This is a genomic window from Paractinoplanes abujensis, from assembly GCF_014204895.1.
Lineage (GTDB): Bacteria > Actinomycetota > Actinomycetes > Mycobacteriales > Micromonosporaceae > Actinoplanes > Actinoplanes abujensis.
On sequence record NZ_JACHMF010000001.1, the window covers coordinates 6437680 to 6454263 of the forward strand.

Genomic DNA, 16584 nt, shown 5'->3' on the forward strand with positions numbered 1-16584 from the left:
CTATCCGGCGTTCCGCACCTCGCGGCTGAAGTCGTGACCGCACGGCAGCACCACGAACACCACCGAGAGAACAGTCATTGTGCCGTCCTCATGTTCGACGTAGTCCAGCGGTTCCGCATTGACGTCGGTAACCACCTTGCCGCACGTGGGACAACGCCCGTCGGCGGTCACCACACCGAACTCGTGGGCCGGCATACGGTCGCCCGGCTCGTCGGCGCCCCCGCTGTTCGCCATGCTCATCTGCGGCCTCGCCACAAAACCCCCATATACGACTGATAGAACCCTGAAGGGGGCCCGCCCTACCGGGGGACCCCCACCCTCGGCCATTTTAGTGGGATTTGCCGATCTTCACCTGACCGCCGCCTCTTGCCTGTGGACAACTCCGAACTGTGGACAACGCAAACGCCAAAATCGCAGCTCCGGGCGGTGGAGCCCACAACGTCCTTTCTGCCGGCGGCCGACGGGGGCGCGCTTTCGAGCCGACAGACGACCCAGGGCCGGCATGCTCACAGCGCGGGGTGCTCCAAGGCCGGAGTGCTCCAGGTCGCCCCCCCGCCAGGGGTGCTCCAGGTCGGCGGCACGGGCGCTTCCGGGCCGCCGACGCGGGCGTTCCGGCTCTCAGACAGCACAGCCGCGGCTTCGAGACAGCACGACCGGGGCTCCCAGCCAGCAGGGCCAAGGCTCCCAGCCAGCACGACCGCGGCTCACAGCCAACACGACCAGCGGGCTCAGCCCAGGCGCTCCTCTTCGAGGGACGCCTCGGGCAGTGGCTTGACCGCGCCCGCCAGAGTCAGTGACACGATCAGCAGGACGGCCACCGCCACCAGCGCGTTCTTCACCGTCATGTGGTCGCCCAGGAAGCCGATCAGCGGCGGCCCGCCCAGGAAGGCGCAGTAGCCGATCGAGGCGACCACACTGACCCGGGAGGCCGCGTGGGCCGGGTCGTCGGCGGCCGCACTCATGCCGACGGGAAAGCCCAGCGAGGCCCCCAACCCCCACAGCAGCGCGCCCAGGAAGGCGTACGGAGCGCCCGGCCCGAGGATGTAGAGCGCCAGCCCACCGAGGCTCACCGCGGCCAGCACGCGCACGACCGGGACGCGGCCGTAGCGGTCGAGCAGTGCCGGGCCGAACCAGCGGCCGGCGGTCATGGCGCTCAGGAACAGCGCGAAGGCCAGCGTGCCGACGGCGGCCGACGTGCCGTAGCTGTCGATCATCGAGACGCTGATCCAGTCGATGCCGGCGCCCTCGGTGAAGGCGAACGCGAGCACGAACACCCCGACCAGGATGGTGCGCGGCTCGCGCCACGTGGAGACGGCGTTCCGGAAGCGATCACGTTTGGTGACCACGGGCGGGTTGGAGGCGATCATCGTGGGATCGGAGGGCGTCACGGTCGGGACCGGGCCGGCGTCGTCGGGGACGAAAGCCCGTACGGAGAAGACGACCACGACCGCGATCAGCACGGCGGTCACGGCCAGGTGCACGGTGACCGAGAGCCCGAGCGCGACGGCGGCCGCGCCGGCCAGGGCGCCCGCGACCGTGCCGACGCTGAATCCCGCGTGGAAGCGCGGCATGATCGCCTTGCCCAGCCTGCGTTCGACGATGGCGCCTTGCACGTTCATGGCCACGTCCCAGGCGCCGTTTGCGAACCCGAAGCCGAACAGCCCGATCACGACGGGCACGACCCCGAATTCGTAGCCGATCGCGATCGAGAACATGGCCACGCCGAGCAGCACGCCCATCGTGGCGACGGTGCGGCTGGAGCCGAAGCGCGCGACGATCTGCCCGGCGATCAGCAGTGAGACGATCGAGCCGGCGGCCAGCGCGAGCAGCACCAGGCCGAGGCGGGACGGGGTCAGCCCGAGCTCGTCGCGCACCTGCGGGATGCGCGAGGCCCAGCTGGCCGCGGCCACCCCGGCCAGGATGAACGCTGCATAGACGGCACGGGTGGCCGCCCGCACCTCCGGAACGACGACGGTCATCCGGGGACTCCGAGGAAACGGCCCACGATCGTCCGGGTGTCGGCCCGGTCGAACGTGGCGGTGGACAGGATGAGGTGCATGACCAGGCCTTCGTTGAGCGCGTCGACGGCCCGGGCGGTGACCGGGTCGACGAATTTCTCCAGTACGGCCCGTGACCGGCGCATCCAGGCCTCGGTCACGCTGCGCAACGCGGGGTCGCGCAGCGCCGCGAGGTAGAGCTCGTACGCCACGGCCCAGTCCTTGTGGTTCCCGCCGGCGCCGTCGTGAATCAGGTCGGTCACCGCGTCGGCGAACCCGGCCAGGTCGGTCACGTCGGAGAAGTGGGCCTCGTAGCGCGGGGACATCTGCTCCGCGTGCCGCCGGAAGGCCTGTTCGAGCAGGTCCTCGACGCTGTCGAAGTGGTAGGTGATCGAGCCCAGCGGCACGTCGGCGGCGGCTGCGATGCGCCGGCTGGTGGTGCCGGCCACGCCGTGGTCGGCGATCACTTCGATGGCCGCGTCGATGATCCGGCTCTTCCGGTCGGGGTCGTAGCGGCGCGGCGACCGGGCGGCGGGGACGGCGGTCACGGCTCGACCTGCCGGATGATCCGGGCCGGGTTGCCCACGGCGACCACGTTCGGTGGCAGGTCCTTGGTGACCACGGCCCCCGCTCCGACGACCGTGTTGTCGCCGATCGTCACGCCGGGCAGCACGATCACGCCGCCGCCGAGCCAGACGTTGTCCCCGATCACGATCGGCGAGGCCGCCTCCCATTTGTCGCGGCGGGGGCCCGCGGCGACCGGGTGCCACGGGGTGAGCAGCTGCACGTTGGGGCCGATCTGCACGTCGTCGCCGATGGTGACGGTGGCCACGTCCAGGCTGACGAGCCCGAAGTTCACGAACGTCCGGGCGCCGATGAAGGTCTGATAGCCGTAGTCGCACCGGAACGGCGGCCGGATCTCGGTGTCCTGGCCCAGACCACCGAGCAGCTCGGTCAGCAGTTCGCGGCGCAGTGCGTGGTCGGCGGGGTCGGCGTGGTCGATCCGGTGGCAGAGCGCCGCCGCGCGTTCCATGTCGCGGAACAGGGCGGGGTCGTCGGCCCGGTACAGCTCACCCGCGAGCATCCGCTCGCGCATCGTGGTCATGCGTACGAGCGTACATAACATCCTGGCTAGAATCCCCCGCGTGATGGCTGAGCCGGCGTGGGATGTTGCGGTGGTCGGCGGCGGACCGGCCGGGTTGTCGGCGGCGCGGGCGGCGGCCGCGGCCGGGGCGCGCACAATCGTCCTCGAGCGCGCCGAGCATCCGCGCTACAAGACCTGCGGCGGCGGCCTGATCGGCACCTCCCTGGCGTACGCGTCGCCGCACATCTCCGTGCCGGCCCGCGATCGGATCACCTCGCTCACCTTCACCCGCGACGGGAAGCGCTCGTTCACCCGCCACGCGTCCGGCCGGCCCTTCCTGTCGCTGGTCCGGCGCGACGACTTCGATCATGCGTGGTTCGTGGCGGCCACCGGGGCGGGCGCGACGGTCCGGCAGAACACGCAGGTCCGCTCGATCGACCAGAACGACGCGTACGCGACCGTCACGCTGGCCGGCGGCGAGCAGATCACGGCGGGCGTGGTGATCGGCGCGGACGGCTCGGCCGGGATCACCTCGCGCTACGTGGGCGTCACCTTCGAGCAGCAGGATCTGGGCCTCGAGGTGGAGCTGGCCGCGACCGAGGCCGACCGTGCGGCGTGGCGCGGGCGGGTCCTGCTCGACTGGGGTCCGTTCCCCGGTTCGTACGGGTGGGTCTTCCCCAAGGACGACGAGCTCACGGTCGGCGTGATCATGGCCAAGGGCAACGGCGCCGCCACGAAGCAATATCTCACCGACTTCGTGCGGCGGCTCGGCCTGAGTGATCGTCCGGTCGTGCGCGATTCAGGGCATCTGACGCGGTGCCGGCGACCCGACGCGCCCCTGCGCCGGGGCCGGGTGGTGGTCACCGGCGACGCCGCGGGCCTGCTCGAGCCGTGGACCCGTGAGGGCATCAGTTACGCGTTGCGCTCCGGCGACTGGGCGGGCTCGCAGTTCAACGACCTTCCCGCGTACGAACGTCGGGTGCGCGCCGAGCTGGCGCCCGAGATGTCCGCGGGCCGGCGGCTGCTGGGCGGCTTCTCCCGCCTGCCCGGCGTCGTGCATCTGGCCATGGCGACGCCGCTGGGCTGGCGCGCGTTCGAGACGTTCTGCCGCGGGGACCTCTCGATGGCCCGCGTGATCAGACGTCCCGGCGTACGGGCTTTGCTCGCTCTGTTCCGGGCTTGAGCGGCCAGGGCGCCCATTGCACGGCCGCGGCGAACCCGCTGCGGCGCGCCTCACGGGCATCCCACCTGGTCAGCGGCCCCTCGCGACGGGCGTTGATGCCCACGCCGATCAAGCGGCTCTCGAACCAGGAACCGCCGACGCCGCGCCGCACGCGCTCCCACAGGCTCCCCTCGATCAGGGCCGACGCCTGCGTGCGGAGGGTGTCGACCAGCCGGGCCGGGTCTTCGTCGCAGACCTCGCAGGCACACATCGGCAGGGTCTCGGCCCACCAGCGGCCGAGACGCAGGGCGAGGCCGGGCGTCTCGGTGAAGGCGATGGCGAGGGGCGCGGCCGCGGGTGTGCGTGGCATGAGCCTTTCCATGCGCACCAGGGCATCGGCCGGCCCGAGCAGCTCCTTGCTCTCGCGGCGGTCGACCACGTAACGCTCCGCCAGCTCGTCCAGCAGCGCCTCGGCCGCGTCATGCAGAACGGCGAAGCGAGCGGCGTGCGGGTCAGCCCTCACCAGCGCAGTATGCCGCCCTCGGCCGGCAGCCCACCAGCGCTTCCGCCGGCTTCCCCTCATCTGAAGGAGAAGTCACCCGCCTTGACACCGGCCACGAACGCCAGCCACTCGTCCTCGGTGAAGCTGAGCGCCGGGCCTTCCGGATCCTTCGAGTCGCGGATCAGGACGTTGCCGTTCTGCGCGGGGGCGACCTCGACGCAGGTTCCTCCGGAGCAACGGGTCGAGCGATACCACTTCGGCCTGTCGTTTCTCTGTTCCATGTGCACCTCCGTGCCGGTTCCCAGATCCCACGGTAGGCGACCGGTTACAGGCACGGCAGGAATGAATACTGTGGCCTCGCGTGCTATGCGCTCTATCTACCAAAAGTGCGCTAGTTTTCACCCGTATTGAGGGCTTTCGCCCGTTTTGCAGAGCACGCACGGGCGCCAGCCACGCATGCGCGGCTACCGTTTTGTCGCCGTCCCGCGCGAATGAATCGCGCGAGACGGCGGTTCATGTGCGTCAGAAGGTGAAGTCGTCAGCCTTCACGCCGGCGACGAACGCCTGCCATTCCGCCTCGGTGAACGAATGCGGCGCCAGGTCGGGGTTCTTGCTGTCCCGGATGAGATAGCCCCCCTCGACCTTGGCCACTTCCACGCAATTCCCACCGGTGCAACGGCTGCTCCGACGCCACTGAGGCGACACGACCTCACCCATGTGTTTCTCCTGTTTCTAGTACGGCTTAGTCATTGATTTTCATGTTGCTCGACCTCACAAGTTCGGAGATTCCGCGCCAAGAAATATTGCTCGCCGCTCCTCAATGAAGGCGATTGTGTCGCCCTCATTGCGGGCGACTTCCCACAGTTGGTCAAAGCGGTTGCGATGCCGCGCGGTCTCGTCCCGGTTCTCGACCATCTCGTCGTGCGGGCCGTTCTCGCGATACATGACTTCGCTGCCGGCCCGGTCCGTACCCACCTTGAGCAGGTCGAAGGTGCCGTTGTTGGCGATGGCGGTGCCGAGGTCGAAGGGCAGCATGCGCAGCCTGAACATGCCGCGCGCGCTCAGCTCGACGATCTGCTGGAGCTGAGCGGCGAAAACGGCAGGCCCACCGGCCGGGCGCAACAACACCGACTCGTCGAACAGAATCAGGTATTTCAACGAGTCGAGCCGGCTCAGCATCCCCTCACGACGCAAGCGCCGGGCCTCCACCAGTGCCGCGACCTTTTCCTGAGAGAAGCCGCCGCGTCGGGGCGATTCGCTTTCGCTTCTCTCGTCCTGCCACATCCGGGTGAGCGCCGTCGCATATTCGGGGGTCTGCAACGGCCCGGGCACATAAAGAATGTTGTACGACCGGATCTCGGACGCCTCGGCCTCATACTCCACGAAGCGGCGCAGATCGTCAGTCATCTGCTCACGGAAGCGCGGTTCCTGCCACCACGCCTTGACCGGTTGCTGCCGCCGGCGGGCCACCCGGGCATCGGCCAGCAGCGCGTCGATGTGGTCCTTGTCGGTGACGCCGAGCAGGGTCAGCAGACCCTTGAGATCGTTGATCGAGATGGTGTTGTCACCGTTCTCGATCCTTATCACCTTGCTGTTCGACCACTCCATCGCCTCGGCGACGTCAGCCTGCGTCAGACCGGACGCCTCACGCGCCTCGCGAACTGCGAGGCGTACTCGTAGGCGCGCGATCGTAGGCGAATCGCCCTCGGCCATCGGTCCTTCATCGTTGAAGTGGCTGGAACACGGAGCGCATCAAACTGCTACCTCGCGGAATGCCAGATGGCAGACCGCGAGGTCGCGCATATCCTAACGTCCGTACTACCAGATGACCGACGTGGGGGTCAGGTGATTGTTGAAGATCAAGCGACCGCCAGGTCAAGTCCCCTCTCCGGGGGCCGGGCGTTCTCGATGGCGCGCCGCAAGGCCCGTTTGACCTGGTTGAACTCACGTTCGTCGAAGCTGGAGTACAGCACTACGTCGGACCCTCGATAGATTGCGTGCAACTCCCACGCCCGGCCACCGCGCCGCACCATCGAGGGGACGACGCAGATCAGCGGGACGAGCACGGCCAGCAGAGCGATCGCGTACGCGGTAGGTGGAGCCAGCAGGGTCCAGCCGGCGCCGACAACGGCAACCGTGCCCGCGGCGACCGCGAGCACCGCGACCGGAGAGAACTGCGTCGAACGGGATCGCATCACGCCGACATTGCGGAGATCGCCGACGGCGTAACTCTTCAACGGCGTGCCCCGCAGAATGAACAATTCGTCGGTGACCACGGCTCCGGGGCCACGGTAATAGAGGCGTCTGCTCATCGAGCGCTCCTCCCCTTGCTGCTCTACCGGAAGTACAGCACGGCCCGGAACAAGTCGCTACCCGTCACTCTGCTATGTAGCAGATTGCGCACAAGTCCGGGTTTACCAAGGTCACATGCGCACCCCACGATCGGCGGCCGACGACGAGGCGCAGGGTTGGGAACCGACACGGCCGACGATCCGGATCACGTACGTGTGAAGCGTTTCCTGATGGCGCATTCGTTGCCCCCCGATTCTTGCGGGGACGCGGTGCCGAGTTCAGGATGGCGCTAGAGGGCGACGTCGAACCGTCTCAGTCGTTGAAGACTACGAACCTTCAAGACCACAGTGAACGCCCGCAGAGGCAAGAACGGCACCCGGTTGCCGCCGGGTGCCGCTGCCTACCGTGCTCCCCTCGAACTCCGCCCTTGTTGCTCTACTTGTAGTGAAGCATGCCTGCAGGCTGTCCGCTACGCATCAATCTGCCATGTTGCAGATTGCGTCTAAGCTGAGTGACCTATGAGTAGCGTGCGCCACTTGACCACCTTGTGGCGTTTCATTGACGAACCGACCGGGTAGCTCAGCGACGGATGCCAACCTCGAATCTGTGAAGCCGCAGGTAGAAGGGCGATAACCCGCATGGAGAGCCGACTCAAGATCGCGGGTCAGGCGGTGCAGCCAATCCTGGTGATGTTCCCCCTGGGCCTGTTCGTGATGGCCGTCATTTTCGACGTGGCCAATCTTCTGGGAGCACCGGCAATCGTCGGTTCGCTGGCGTATTGGAACATCGTGGCCGGCCTGGTGGGCGGGGTGGCCGCGACCATCGCCGGCGCGATCGACGTGGCGTTCGTCCGCCGCCCCGACGCCAAGCGCATCGGCGTGCTGCGCGTCCTGCTCAACATGGGTGTGCTCTTCCTCTTCGCCGTGATCCTGATGGTCCGGGTCGGCGACCCCGACCGGCAGGCCGGCGTCGGTCTGTTCCTGCTCGAACTGCTGGCCCTGGCGATCAGCGGTTTCGGCGCGTGGTTCAGCGGCGAACTGGCCAACGGCCGCACTCCGGCGTTTGCCCGCGCCGCAGTCGGGAATCGCGGCTACTAGGGCGTTCCGGCGCCCTCCTCCACCGCAGAGAAGGGGCCCCTCATGACCACCTCGATAACCGGCAAGCGCATCGCCTTCCTGGCCGCCGACGGTGTGGAAGAGGTCGAATACACCGAGCCGCGCAAGGCGGTCGAATCGGCGGGTGGCACGGCCGAACTCGTATCGATCAACGACGACGAGATCCAGGCCGTCAATCACATGGATCCGGCCGGAAAATACAAGGTCGAAAAGCCGATCAAGAACGCTTCGGTGGCCGACTACGACGCGCTTGTGCTCCCCGGCGGTGTCGCCAACCCCGATTTCCTCCGTACGAATCCTGACGCGGTCGCCTTCGTGAAGGAGTTCGTCGCGTCCGGCAAGACGGTAGCCGCCATCTGTCACGCGCCCTGGACGCTGATCGAGGCCGGTGTGGCCGACGGCCGCACCCTGACGAGCTGGCCCAGCCTGCGCACCGACCTGACCAACGCCGGCGCTAAGTGGGTCGACGAGCAGGTCGTCACCGACGGCAACCTGATCACCAGCCGCAAGCCTGACGATCTGCCGGCATTCTGCGAGAAGCTCGTGGGCGCCCTGAGCAAGGCCTGACTGCGCCTCCAAATAACAAAAGCCCAGGTCATCGGACCTGGGCTTTTGCATCGGACGACGGCTGTGGAGCGCGCCGCCCAGGCTTCTCCACGGCCGCGTCGCATCGGCCCAGCGGCGAGGCGGGGTCAGCCGCGCCAGAGGCTGAGCATCATCGCTTCCACGGCGATCTCGGGCTTGACGTTTTCATCGATCGCCTTGCGGCAGGCCAGCACGGCCTCCAACCGGCGCAACGCGCTCTCCGGAGACCACTTGCCGGCCGCCGCCTCGGACTGGGCGGCCACATCGGTGTGCACCACGCCGACCGGAGCGCGCATGTTGGTGACGAGGACGTCGCGATAGAAGCCGGCCAGGTCGACCAGGGCCCGGTCGAGCGCGTCGCGTTTCGAGCGGGTGGCCCGCGATTTCTGCCGGCGTTCCAGATCTTTCAGCTGGCCGGCCGCGCCGCGCATGGCGCCCGCCGCGCCCCGGCCCGTGCCGCCGGCGCCCAGCGCCTGCTCGAGGGCCGCGCGCTCGGACGCGTCGGTCTCGACCAGCTGCTCCGCCGCCTCGGCCTCGGCCGCCTTGATCAGCGCGCCGGCCGCCTCGAAGCAGGCCCCGACCCCGGTCAGCCGCCGCGGCACCGACAGCACCGCCTCGCGCCGGCCGCGGGCCTCGGTGTCGTTGGCCAGGCGTTTGGCCCGCCCGACGTGCCCCTGCGACGCGGCCGCGGCCCACGCGGCGACGTCGGCCGCGATGTGGTCACGGCGGACGAGCACCTCGGCCACCGCATCGGCCGGCGGCTGCCGCAGCGCCACCACCCGGCAGCGCGAGCGGATCGTCACCGAGATGTCGTCGGGATGGGTCGACGGCGTGCACAGCAGGAAGACCGTGCGCGGCGGTGGCTCCTCGATCGCCTTGAGCAGCGCGTTGCCCGCCTGCTCGGTGAGGCGGTCGGCATCCTCGATGACGACGACCTGCCACCGGCCGCCCGAGGGCGCGCTGGCCGCCCGCAGCACCAAGGCGCGCATCTCGTTGACGCCGATAGAGAGGCCCTCGGGGACCACGAAGCGGACGTCGGCGTGGGTCTTGCCCAGGGTGGTGTGGCAGCCGTGACACTCGCCGCAGCCGACACCGCCGCGCTCGCACTCGAGCGCGGCCGCGAAGGATCGCGCGGCCACCGAACGGCCGCTGCCGGGCGGGCCCGTGAAGATCCAGGCGTGGGTCATCGCGCCTGCGGCCACCTGCTCACCGGCGACGACCCGAGCCGCGGCCGACGCCGCCTGTCGCAGCGTGGCCACGGGCTCGTCCTGACCCACCAGATCGGCGAAGACGTCACTCACGGCACCGATGGTATTGCCCGCCCCCGACAAAACAGCAGCCGTCATCCACAGGACCGGGAGTTATCCACAGTGGAAATCTCGGCGTAGCGAAGGCATCACTCTTCCGGGTACGTTCTGGTCCCGGTGCGCGACGGCGCGTTGACACACGGTTAGGAGCCTCGGTATGGCCCGTGAGATCGACGAGGCGTGGATCAGCGAAGCCATCGAGAGGCATCGACGTGTCGAGCAGCTGCGCGGCGACTACGAACGAGCGGTCGAGGCCCACCAGGTCTCGGTCCACTCACCCGACGACTCGATCGAGGTCACGGTGACGGCATCCGGCCAGATAACGGACATCCAGATTCATGGCGGGCTCCAGCATCGGCAGCCGGTCGAGTTCTCACGCGAGCTCCAGGCCACGGTGGCCAACGCCGCCGAGGCCGCCCGCTGGGCCCGCGCCAAGCTGCACGACGAGATCTTCGGCGAGCTGCGCCCGCTGGGCGAGGCCTGAGATGGACCGGCTGGCCGACAGTCTCGAGCGGGCCGCCGACGGGTTGACCGCGCTGGCCCGCGAGCTGCCCGCCCTCGAAGCGGCACCGAACGCGTTCGCCGCGGCGCCGGCCGCCCTGGCCCACGCTCGCGGTCAAGTCACGAGCGCGGGTGGGCCGAGCTTGGTCGCCGGAGAGTCGGGTCGGGGTGTCGCCGAGGGTTCGGGTCGGCCGGGCCGGCTGGGGCGCGCCCTGCACGAGCGCTGGGCCGCCGCGCTTGCAGCCCGGGCGCACGAGGCATCGTCCGCGGCCGCCCGTCTGGTCGCGATGGCCGACTCGGTGCGGGACACACAGCGGAGTTACACCGAGACTGACGAGGCGGTCCAGCGCCGCTTCACCCGGGAGATGTGATGGACCGGCTCGACCAGGTGCTCGATTCCGCCATACCACTGCTGCGCCGCGCCGAAGACGTCCTCGAGCTGGCCGGGGCACCACCCGGCCACCCCGTGTGGGGGCATCTTCGACGCGTGCGCCTGATGCCCGCCGACGCCGCTCGAGCGGTGGCTGAGTTGCGTCCGGCCGCGCTGGCCGAGGCCGAACCGGAGCTGCGGGCGGGCGCCCGTGTCTGTGCCGGCGCGGCCGCGCTGCCCGCGCCCGACGAGTGGGAGGGCGAGGCCGCCGACGCGTACGACGATCAGCGCCGCCGCACCGCCGCGCACCTCTCGGGCGGCCCCGACAGCCTGGAGGAACGCTTCGAGGCCACCGCCGACCTGGCCGCGGCCCTGCACGACTGGATGATCCGCGCCCGCGACAACCTGGCCTCCACGCTGGCCGACGCCCTGACCTCGGCCGAGGCGCTCACGCTGACCGGGCCCGTTAGTTTTCCGCCCACCTCCGCCGAGACGGTGGCCGCGGCCGATCTGTCGGCCCACGTGCTGCGCGTGATCGCCGACGACTACGCCGAGGCCGAAGACCTGCTCGAAGGATCGCGGCAGCTGGCCGATCCGATTCCGCTGTGATCTTCCGCTTGCGCACATGGACGCGGCGCCGCATTCGGATAACCGGAAAGAACTCCGAATGCGACGCCGCGTCCTCCTGCACCCCCCGCAGGTATGGGAATACTCAACGCTACTTGTCGATGGATGTCTCGGGGCCGGGCGGGCTTCCGGCCGCTCGGCGGACCAGGAAGGGACAACCGTTCGGGTCCGACTCATCCATCAGGAGATCGACATGCCTCCATCCGGCCGACCCGGTTCCGGTATCCGCCCTCGCCACTCCGCTTATCCGCCTGGCCAGTGCTGGGCCTCGGCGGGGGAAGCGGCCGCGTGAGGGGAAGCCGCCGCGTGAGGGGAAGCCGCCGCGTGAGGGGAAGCCGCCGCGTGAGGGGAAGCGGCCGGGTGAGGGAAGCGGGGCGGGTGAGGGAAGCGGGGCTGGTGAGAGGAATTGGGTGGGCGAGGAAGCGGCCGCGTGAGGAAAACGGGTGGGTGCGGGCTGGCAGCCGAGCCAGCGGAAGGGGCCGGCAGTGAAAGCGGGCGGCCCCCAGGTTCGAGGCCGGGAGGCCGCCCGCGCGTGATCACACCCGAGTGATCACGAGTGGGGGCGGCGCCGGCGTAGGCCGAACAGCACAACGCCGATTCCGGCCAGCAGGAGGCCGCCGCCGGTCATCGCGATCCGGTCGAGCCGGGGGCCGGTCACCGGGAGACCGCCGCCGCCACCGCCCGACGAGACCGCGGGGCCCTCGGGCGACACCGCGGCCGCCTCCAGCACGCCGAGCGACATGCTCAGCGCGACCTTGGGCCGCCCACCGTAACTGCCGTGGCCGCTGCCCTGGGGGTCGCCCGCCTGGGAGACCGAGACCTTGATCGCGGCGGCCCGGGCGGCGATCGCGTGGCCCTTGATCGCGTGCCGCACGTCGCCGAGCGAGACCCGCACCCGGATGCCCTTGGCGGGCAGGGGGGCCGACTCCGGCTCCGGGGTGGCCACCGGCGGCAGGCCCGGCACCCCGGGCACGGGCAGCGGCTTCGCCTGGCACAGCCGGCCGAGTTCGGTCACCGGGGCCGATTCCATCGCGCGCTGGTTGGGGGTCAGCGCGAACTCGACGTGGTCACCCGCGGCTTCCAGTCGTTTGGTGGGCAGGCCCTCGCCGGAGACCTCGACGACCGCGGGACGGTAGGCGACTTTGCCGCCGTCCGCGGCCGACATGGCGGCTTCGAGGGCAGGCGCCCGCAGCACCCGTACGGTGACTTTGCCGCCCGCCAGTTCGATGCGCCCCGCGGTGATGGTCGACCGGGCCACCGTACGGGCCTGGTCGTCATGGTTTTCGATCGCCGTGGTGCCGCGGCTCGTCATCGTGCCCAGCACCCGGACCAGCGCGCTGCGGCCGCGGCCGAGCACGCTGAGGCTCTGCAGGGAGGTGTCGGCGCGGCCCGTCTCGCCCGAGGCCCGGCCGCACGCCATGCCACTGTCCCACTGGGCGTGGGCGCCGAGCCGGCCGTCTCCGAGGCGGAACGGACCCGCCTTCGTGGCCGGGGTCGAGCGGGTGGCGCCCTTCGTGTGGGTCGGCGGCGCCTGCTGCAGCAACGGCTCAGCGAGGGCCGCGTCTTTCGACCCGCCGAGCATCCGGGCGTACGCGGCCGACGCGACCTTGGACCGCGCGATCATTGCCGTACGGGCTTCGCCCACCGTGGCCGCGGACAGCGTCGCGCGCGCTCGCTTGTCGGAGACCTGCTCGCCGTCGCTCTGGGAGTCGTCGGTGTCCACCGAGTCGTCGTCGGCCCCCGAGTCGTCGTCCGCCCGCGGTTTGTCGGCTCGTGAGCCATCTCCCCGTGAGCCGCCATCACCCGAGCCGTCCGTCCGCGAACCGCCCGATTTATCCGTACCGGAGCCGGAGTCGCCGTCGGAATCCGAGTCCGCCGGCTCCCCACCTCCCACACCTCCGGTCAGACCACCCACCACGGCCCCACCCCGCTCGGCCAGGTCACCCGCCAGCCCACTCCGGCCCGGCGGAACCGCACCGGCGCCCCCCGGCCCCGGCTTCGGCGTGATCCCGAGGTAGCCCAGCGCCCCGGTCGCGGTCAGGCCGATGCCCTCGCTCAGGGTGTCGCTGTCCGCGGGGTCCGGGATGACCGAGTCGTCGCCGCTCAATACCCGCGCGGCCGTGCTCTCGGCGCGTCCGCGTTCCGGTGCCTTCGGGCGCGGCCCGGCGGGTGCGTGCACGTCGAGCTTGTCGATCCGCAGGATTTCGGCACCGGCCTGAGCCGCGAAGTTCTCGGCCTGCTCGCAGGACGTGGGCGCCGCGGCTGCGGGCTGCGGTGCGGTGAGGGCGCTCGCGAATCCGAGCGCGACGACACTGGCGGCCAGCGACCTGGCGGGCGTCATGTGGCAGTTCCCTCCCTCAGATGAGCCGCGGGTCAGCGGCGTCTACGGGTCTGCCCAACGAAGGTCGATTCGGACGGTTGCGATACATCTATGCGACAACCCCGACGGGTAGCCCAAAACCGACATTTGTTACGGCGTTCTCGGCGTCGTAGGGTGGTGGCCATGGGCATGCTGTGCGCGGTCAGCTTCAACCGGTACGGCCGCCTCTACTACCTCGACCCGGGCGAGTTCACGCCCCAGGTCGGCGACCGTGTGCTCGTGCCCACGGACGACGGCCCCGAGGTGGCGGAGTGCGTCTGGGCGGCGCAGTGGGTGAGCGAGGACACGTCGGGCTTCCCGAAGGTGGCCGGGCTCGCCGACGACAACGATCTGCGGCGCGACGAGCTGCTGCGCAAACGCAAGGCGGAGGCCAAGGTCGCCGCCAAAAAGCTGATCAAGGCGCATGAGCTGCCGATGAAAGTCGTCGCCGTCGATCACGTGCTCGACCCGACCGGCGCCGGCAGCGCCCGCACGACCATCTATTTCACCGCGCCGCACCGGGTCGATTTCCGTTCCCTCGTACGGGATCTGGGCGCCACTCTGCATTGCCGGGTGGAGCTCCGGCAGCTCTCGGCCCGCGACTCCGCCCGCGTGCAGGGCGGCATCGGTTCCTGCGGCCGCGATCTGTGCTGCGCGACGTTCCTGACCGACTTCGAGCCGGTCACCATCCGCATGGCCAAGGATCAGGACCTGCCGCTCAATCCCCTGCGCATCTCCGGCGCCTGCGGCCGACTGATGTGCTGCCTCAAATACGAGCACCCGCTGTATCAGAAGTTTCAGGCCTCGGCGCCCGCCATCGGCAGCCGGGTGACGACGCCCGAGGGTGACGGCCGGGTCGTGGCGCACAGCGTCCCCAAGGACGCCGTGGTGGTGCGGATGGACGCCGACGGCTCCCGCTGCTCGTGCAGCCGGGCCTCGGTCTGCGGGCCCCGCCAGGCCCACGAGGAGCACTACAACTAACGGATCTTGATCGGCTCCTCGATGCGCCGGGGGGTCAGGGGTTCACCGGGGTGCAGCCACGAGGTGTCGGCGGCGCCGCCGGGGTCAGGGGTCCACTTGCGACAGATCTGGTCGACGGCGACGGGGTGGATCGTCAGGCTGCCGTCGCGGGCGATGTGCAGGCGCAGGAAGCTCTTGTGGTCCTCGATGCCCTGGCCGGCGAAGAGCTCGTTGACGTTGACGCCGGCGAACGAGGCGATCAGCAGGTAGAGCGCGGTCAGCTGGGTGGCCAGGAACCCGATGACCGGGCCGTAGACGACCGCGGCCACCACGAGCGGGCCGGGCCACGTCCAGTCGTGGAACGGGAGGTTCAGCCAGAGCCAGGTGCCGCCCGCGGCCAGTCCGATGTGGGCGAACCCGTGCAGCAGGCCGGCGATCCAATGTCGAGCGTGCCCGGGCTTGTCGGCCTTGGGAGGTTGGGCGAACGCCACCGACCCCGCGATGATCAGCACCAGCATGACCGTCAACGGGATGCTGAACAGCCGGGCCACAATGCCCGCGTTGCCGGCCGCCGCGCCCGCCATGGCCAGCATGGTGAGCACGTGGATGATGCCGAGCATCGTGACGAAGCCCGGATTGCGCGTCGGAACCCGCCGGAACACGCCCCAGCCGAGACTCCGCGAGGTCTTGGCGTCCGGATAGGACTTGCGGAACGCGTACGGGCGGCTGACGCTGCGGTTGCGGGTCAGCGTGTCAGGTTGCGGCACGATCAGCTCGTCCGGAAGGTTCTGCGTGCCGACCAGATAGGCGCCGCCACCGCCGCACGTGATCAGCTCGCGCTCGGGGTCGCTGTAACGCGCGTAGTGGTGCAGGTCGCCCGAGACGAGCACCCGCGTGGTGGCGCCCCGGGGGTCGAGGATCTTGCGGATGAAGTAGTCGATCGCGTCGTACTCCTCGGGGTTGCCGACCGACTTGACCCACTTCGGCGACGGAGTCATGAGGATGACGCGATCCTGCGGGCCGACATGCCGGGCGGCCTGCTCGAAATACTGCAGCTGGGGATCGTCGATGTAGGCCCCGAACTGCTCGTCGATCGCGAACAGCCACCAGTTGGCCGGCAGCTTGACTGCGAAGTAGGAGCGGCGCTGCTCGGTGCGCCAGCCGCCGATGTGGCCGTCCTTGCGGCGGGCGAAGAGCCGGATGAAAGCGGTGAGCCCGTCGTACCAGTCGTGATTGCCCGGAAGCGCGAACAGGGTGGGCTGCGCCGACCCGGCCGGCGGCTCGGGCAGCGCGGCGCGGTAGGGGCCCTTCATCCGGCTCTCGTAACCGTCGCCGCTGGCCAGCGGGTAGACCTGATCGCCACCCATGAGCAGCAGCCGCCCCCGGGGCAAGGTGGCCCCGCCGACCTCGAGGCTCGGCTGGGCCAGCAGGTAGGCCACCGAATACGTCGCGTCGAAGCCGTCGCCCAGGTCGGCCACGTAATCGAGCCAGAGCTCGCCGTCCTCGGTCTGCGAATGGTCGAACCAGCCGCCGTCGAGCGCGTTCTGCAGCTCGCGCTTGTCCAGATAGGCGCCGAAGAGGGTGGCCAGCAGGGCCCGAAGACCCGTGCTGAGCAGCAACAACGGGGCCAGCCAGCCGACCGGCCGCTGCGGCGTGAACCCGAGCTCGCGCGGTTGCATGCTGCCGGGCCGGCGCGGCACGACCTGACCCGTGGGGGGAAGCT

19 protein-coding genes are annotated in these 16584 nt (G+C 69.9%); 7 read left to right on the plus strand and 12 right to left on the minus strand.

The window, feature by feature from the left end; translation table 11 throughout:
* The 4 genes from BKA14_RS29420 to BKA14_RS29435 all read right to left on the minus strand — a co-directional run bounded on the left by BKA14_RS29420 (position 1) and on the right by BKA14_RS29435 (position 3102).
* Positions 1 to 240, minus strand: a complete 240-nt coding sequence (locus BKA14_RS29420; protein ID WP_184954061.1) for a hypothetical protein — start codon at positions 238 to 240, stop codon at positions 1 to 3.
* A gap of 488 nt (positions 241 to 728) precedes the next feature.
* Complete coding sequence (locus BKA14_RS29425; protein ID WP_184954062.1) at positions 729 to 1979, minus strand: MFS transporter; 1251 nt, start codon at positions 1977 to 1979, stop codon at positions 729 to 731.
* On the minus strand, positions 1976 to 2545 hold the full coding sequence (locus BKA14_RS45240; RefSeq protein ID WP_184954063.1) for a TetR/AcrR family transcriptional regulator: 570 nt from the start codon (positions 2543 to 2545) through the stop codon (positions 1976 to 1978). The genes BKA14_RS29425 and BKA14_RS45240 overlap by 4 nt, the downstream gene beginning before the upstream one ends.
* Positions 2542 to 3102 (minus strand): sugar O-acetyltransferase, encoded by a 561-nt coding sequence (locus BKA14_RS29435; RefSeq protein WP_184954064.1) that lies wholly within the window; start codon positions 3100 to 3102, stop codon positions 2542 to 2544. The genes BKA14_RS45240 and BKA14_RS29435 overlap by 4 nt, the downstream gene beginning before the upstream one ends.
* Before the next feature lie 43 nt (positions 3103 to 3145).
* On the opposite strand from BKA14_RS29435, the gene BKA14_RS29440 reads away from it, so the two are divergent.
* Positions 3146 to 4264 carry a geranylgeranyl reductase family protein gene (locus BKA14_RS29440; RefSeq protein WP_184957029.1) on the plus strand — a complete coding sequence of 373 codons (1119 nt, stop codon included), beginning with the start codon at positions 3146 to 3148 and terminating at the stop codon, positions 4262 to 4264.
* On the opposite strand, the gene BKA14_RS29445 is transcribed toward BKA14_RS29440, so the two are convergent.
* The 5 genes from BKA14_RS29445 to BKA14_RS29465 all read right to left on the minus strand — a co-directional run bounded on the left by BKA14_RS29445 (position 4218) and on the right by BKA14_RS29465 (position 7057).
* Entirely contained in the window at positions 4218 to 4766 is a 549-nt protein-coding gene (locus tag BKA14_RS29445; protein WP_184954065.1) for a DUF6226 family protein, read from the minus strand. The two genes, BKA14_RS29440 and BKA14_RS29445, sit on opposite strands and share 47 nt — an antisense overlap.
* A gap of 56 nt (positions 4767 to 4822) precedes the next feature.
* Complete coding sequence (locus BKA14_RS29450; RefSeq protein WP_184954066.1) at positions 4823 to 5026, minus strand: DUF397 domain-containing protein; 204 nt, start codon at positions 5024 to 5026, stop codon at positions 4823 to 4825.
* Positions 5027 to 5267: 241 nt separating this feature from the next.
* The gene (locus BKA14_RS29455; protein WP_184954067.1) at positions 5268 to 5462 is read right to left on the minus strand and encodes a DUF397 domain-containing protein; all 195 of its coding nucleotides are present in this window, start codon (positions 5460 to 5462) and stop codon (positions 5268 to 5270) included.
* 54 nt (positions 5463 to 5516) lie between these two features.
* On the minus strand, positions 5517 to 6458 hold the full coding sequence (locus BKA14_RS29460) for a helix-turn-helix domain-containing protein (protein ID WP_184954068.1): 942 nt from the start codon (positions 6456 to 6458) through the stop codon (positions 5517 to 5519).
* A gap of 146 nt (positions 6459 to 6604) precedes the next feature.
* Entirely contained in the window at positions 6605 to 7057 is a 453-nt protein-coding gene (locus tag BKA14_RS29465) for a DUF6232 family protein (protein ID WP_184954069.1), read from the minus strand.
* A gap of 618 nt (positions 7058 to 7675) precedes the next feature.
* Here BKA14_RS29465 and BKA14_RS29470 point away from each other — a divergent pair.
* Positions 7676 to 8134 (plus strand): DUF2231 domain-containing protein, encoded by a 459-nt coding sequence (locus BKA14_RS29470; RefSeq protein WP_184954070.1) that lies wholly within the window; start codon positions 7676 to 7678, stop codon positions 8132 to 8134.
* Between the two features lie 42 nt (positions 8135 to 8176).
* Entirely contained in the window at positions 8177 to 8719 is a 543-nt protein-coding gene (locus tag BKA14_RS29475; RefSeq protein WP_184954071.1) for a type 1 glutamine amidotransferase domain-containing protein, read from the plus strand.
* A 125-nt stretch (positions 8720 to 8844) separates the two neighbouring features.
* Here the strand turns inward: BKA14_RS29475 and BKA14_RS29480 are convergent, their stop codons facing one another.
* Positions 8845 to 10038 (minus strand): DNA polymerase III subunit delta', encoded by a 1194-nt coding sequence (locus BKA14_RS29480; protein WP_184954072.1) that lies wholly within the window; start codon positions 10036 to 10038, stop codon positions 8845 to 8847.
* Between the two features lie 163 nt (positions 10039 to 10201).
* On the opposite strand from BKA14_RS29480, the gene BKA14_RS29485 reads away from it, so the two are divergent.
* From BKA14_RS29485 to BKA14_RS29495, 3 genes are read left to right on the plus strand one after another with little or no spacing between them, the layout of a single operon-like run.
* Entirely contained in the window at positions 10202 to 10528 is a 327-nt protein-coding gene (locus BKA14_RS29485) for a YbaB/EbfC family nucleoid-associated protein (RefSeq protein ID WP_184954073.1), read from the plus strand.
* Position 10529: 1 nt separating this feature from the next.
* Positions 10530 to 10916, plus strand: a complete 387-nt coding sequence (locus BKA14_RS29490; RefSeq protein WP_184954074.1) for a hypothetical protein — start codon at positions 10530 to 10532, stop codon at positions 10914 to 10916.
* On the plus strand, positions 10916 to 11524 hold the full coding sequence (locus BKA14_RS29495) for a hypothetical protein (protein WP_184954075.1): 609 nt from the start codon (positions 10916 to 10918) through the stop codon (positions 11522 to 11524). The genes BKA14_RS29490 and BKA14_RS29495 overlap by 1 nt, the downstream gene beginning before the upstream one ends.
* Before the next feature lie 568 nt (positions 11525 to 12092).
* Here the strand turns inward: BKA14_RS29495 and BKA14_RS29500 are convergent.
* Positions 12093 to 13883 carry a hypothetical protein gene (locus BKA14_RS29500; protein ID WP_184954076.1) on the minus strand — a complete coding sequence of 597 codons (1791 nt, stop codon included), beginning with the start codon at positions 13881 to 13883 and terminating at the stop codon, positions 12093 to 12095.
* Positions 13884 to 14045: 162 nt separating this feature from the next.
* Here BKA14_RS29500 and BKA14_RS29505 point away from each other — a divergent pair, with 162 nt between their 5' ends.
* Positions 14046 to 14882, plus strand: a complete 837-nt coding sequence (locus BKA14_RS29505) for a PSP1 domain-containing protein (protein ID WP_184954077.1) — start codon at positions 14046 to 14048, stop codon at positions 14880 to 14882.
* Here the strand turns inward: BKA14_RS29505 and BKA14_RS29510 are convergent.
* Complete coding sequence (locus BKA14_RS29510) at positions 14879 to 16540, minus strand: metallophosphoesterase (protein ID WP_221478183.1); 1662 nt, start codon at positions 16538 to 16540, stop codon at positions 14879 to 14881. The genes BKA14_RS29505 and BKA14_RS29510 overlap by 4 nt on opposite strands.
* Positions 16541 to 16584 lie beyond the last annotated feature (44 nt).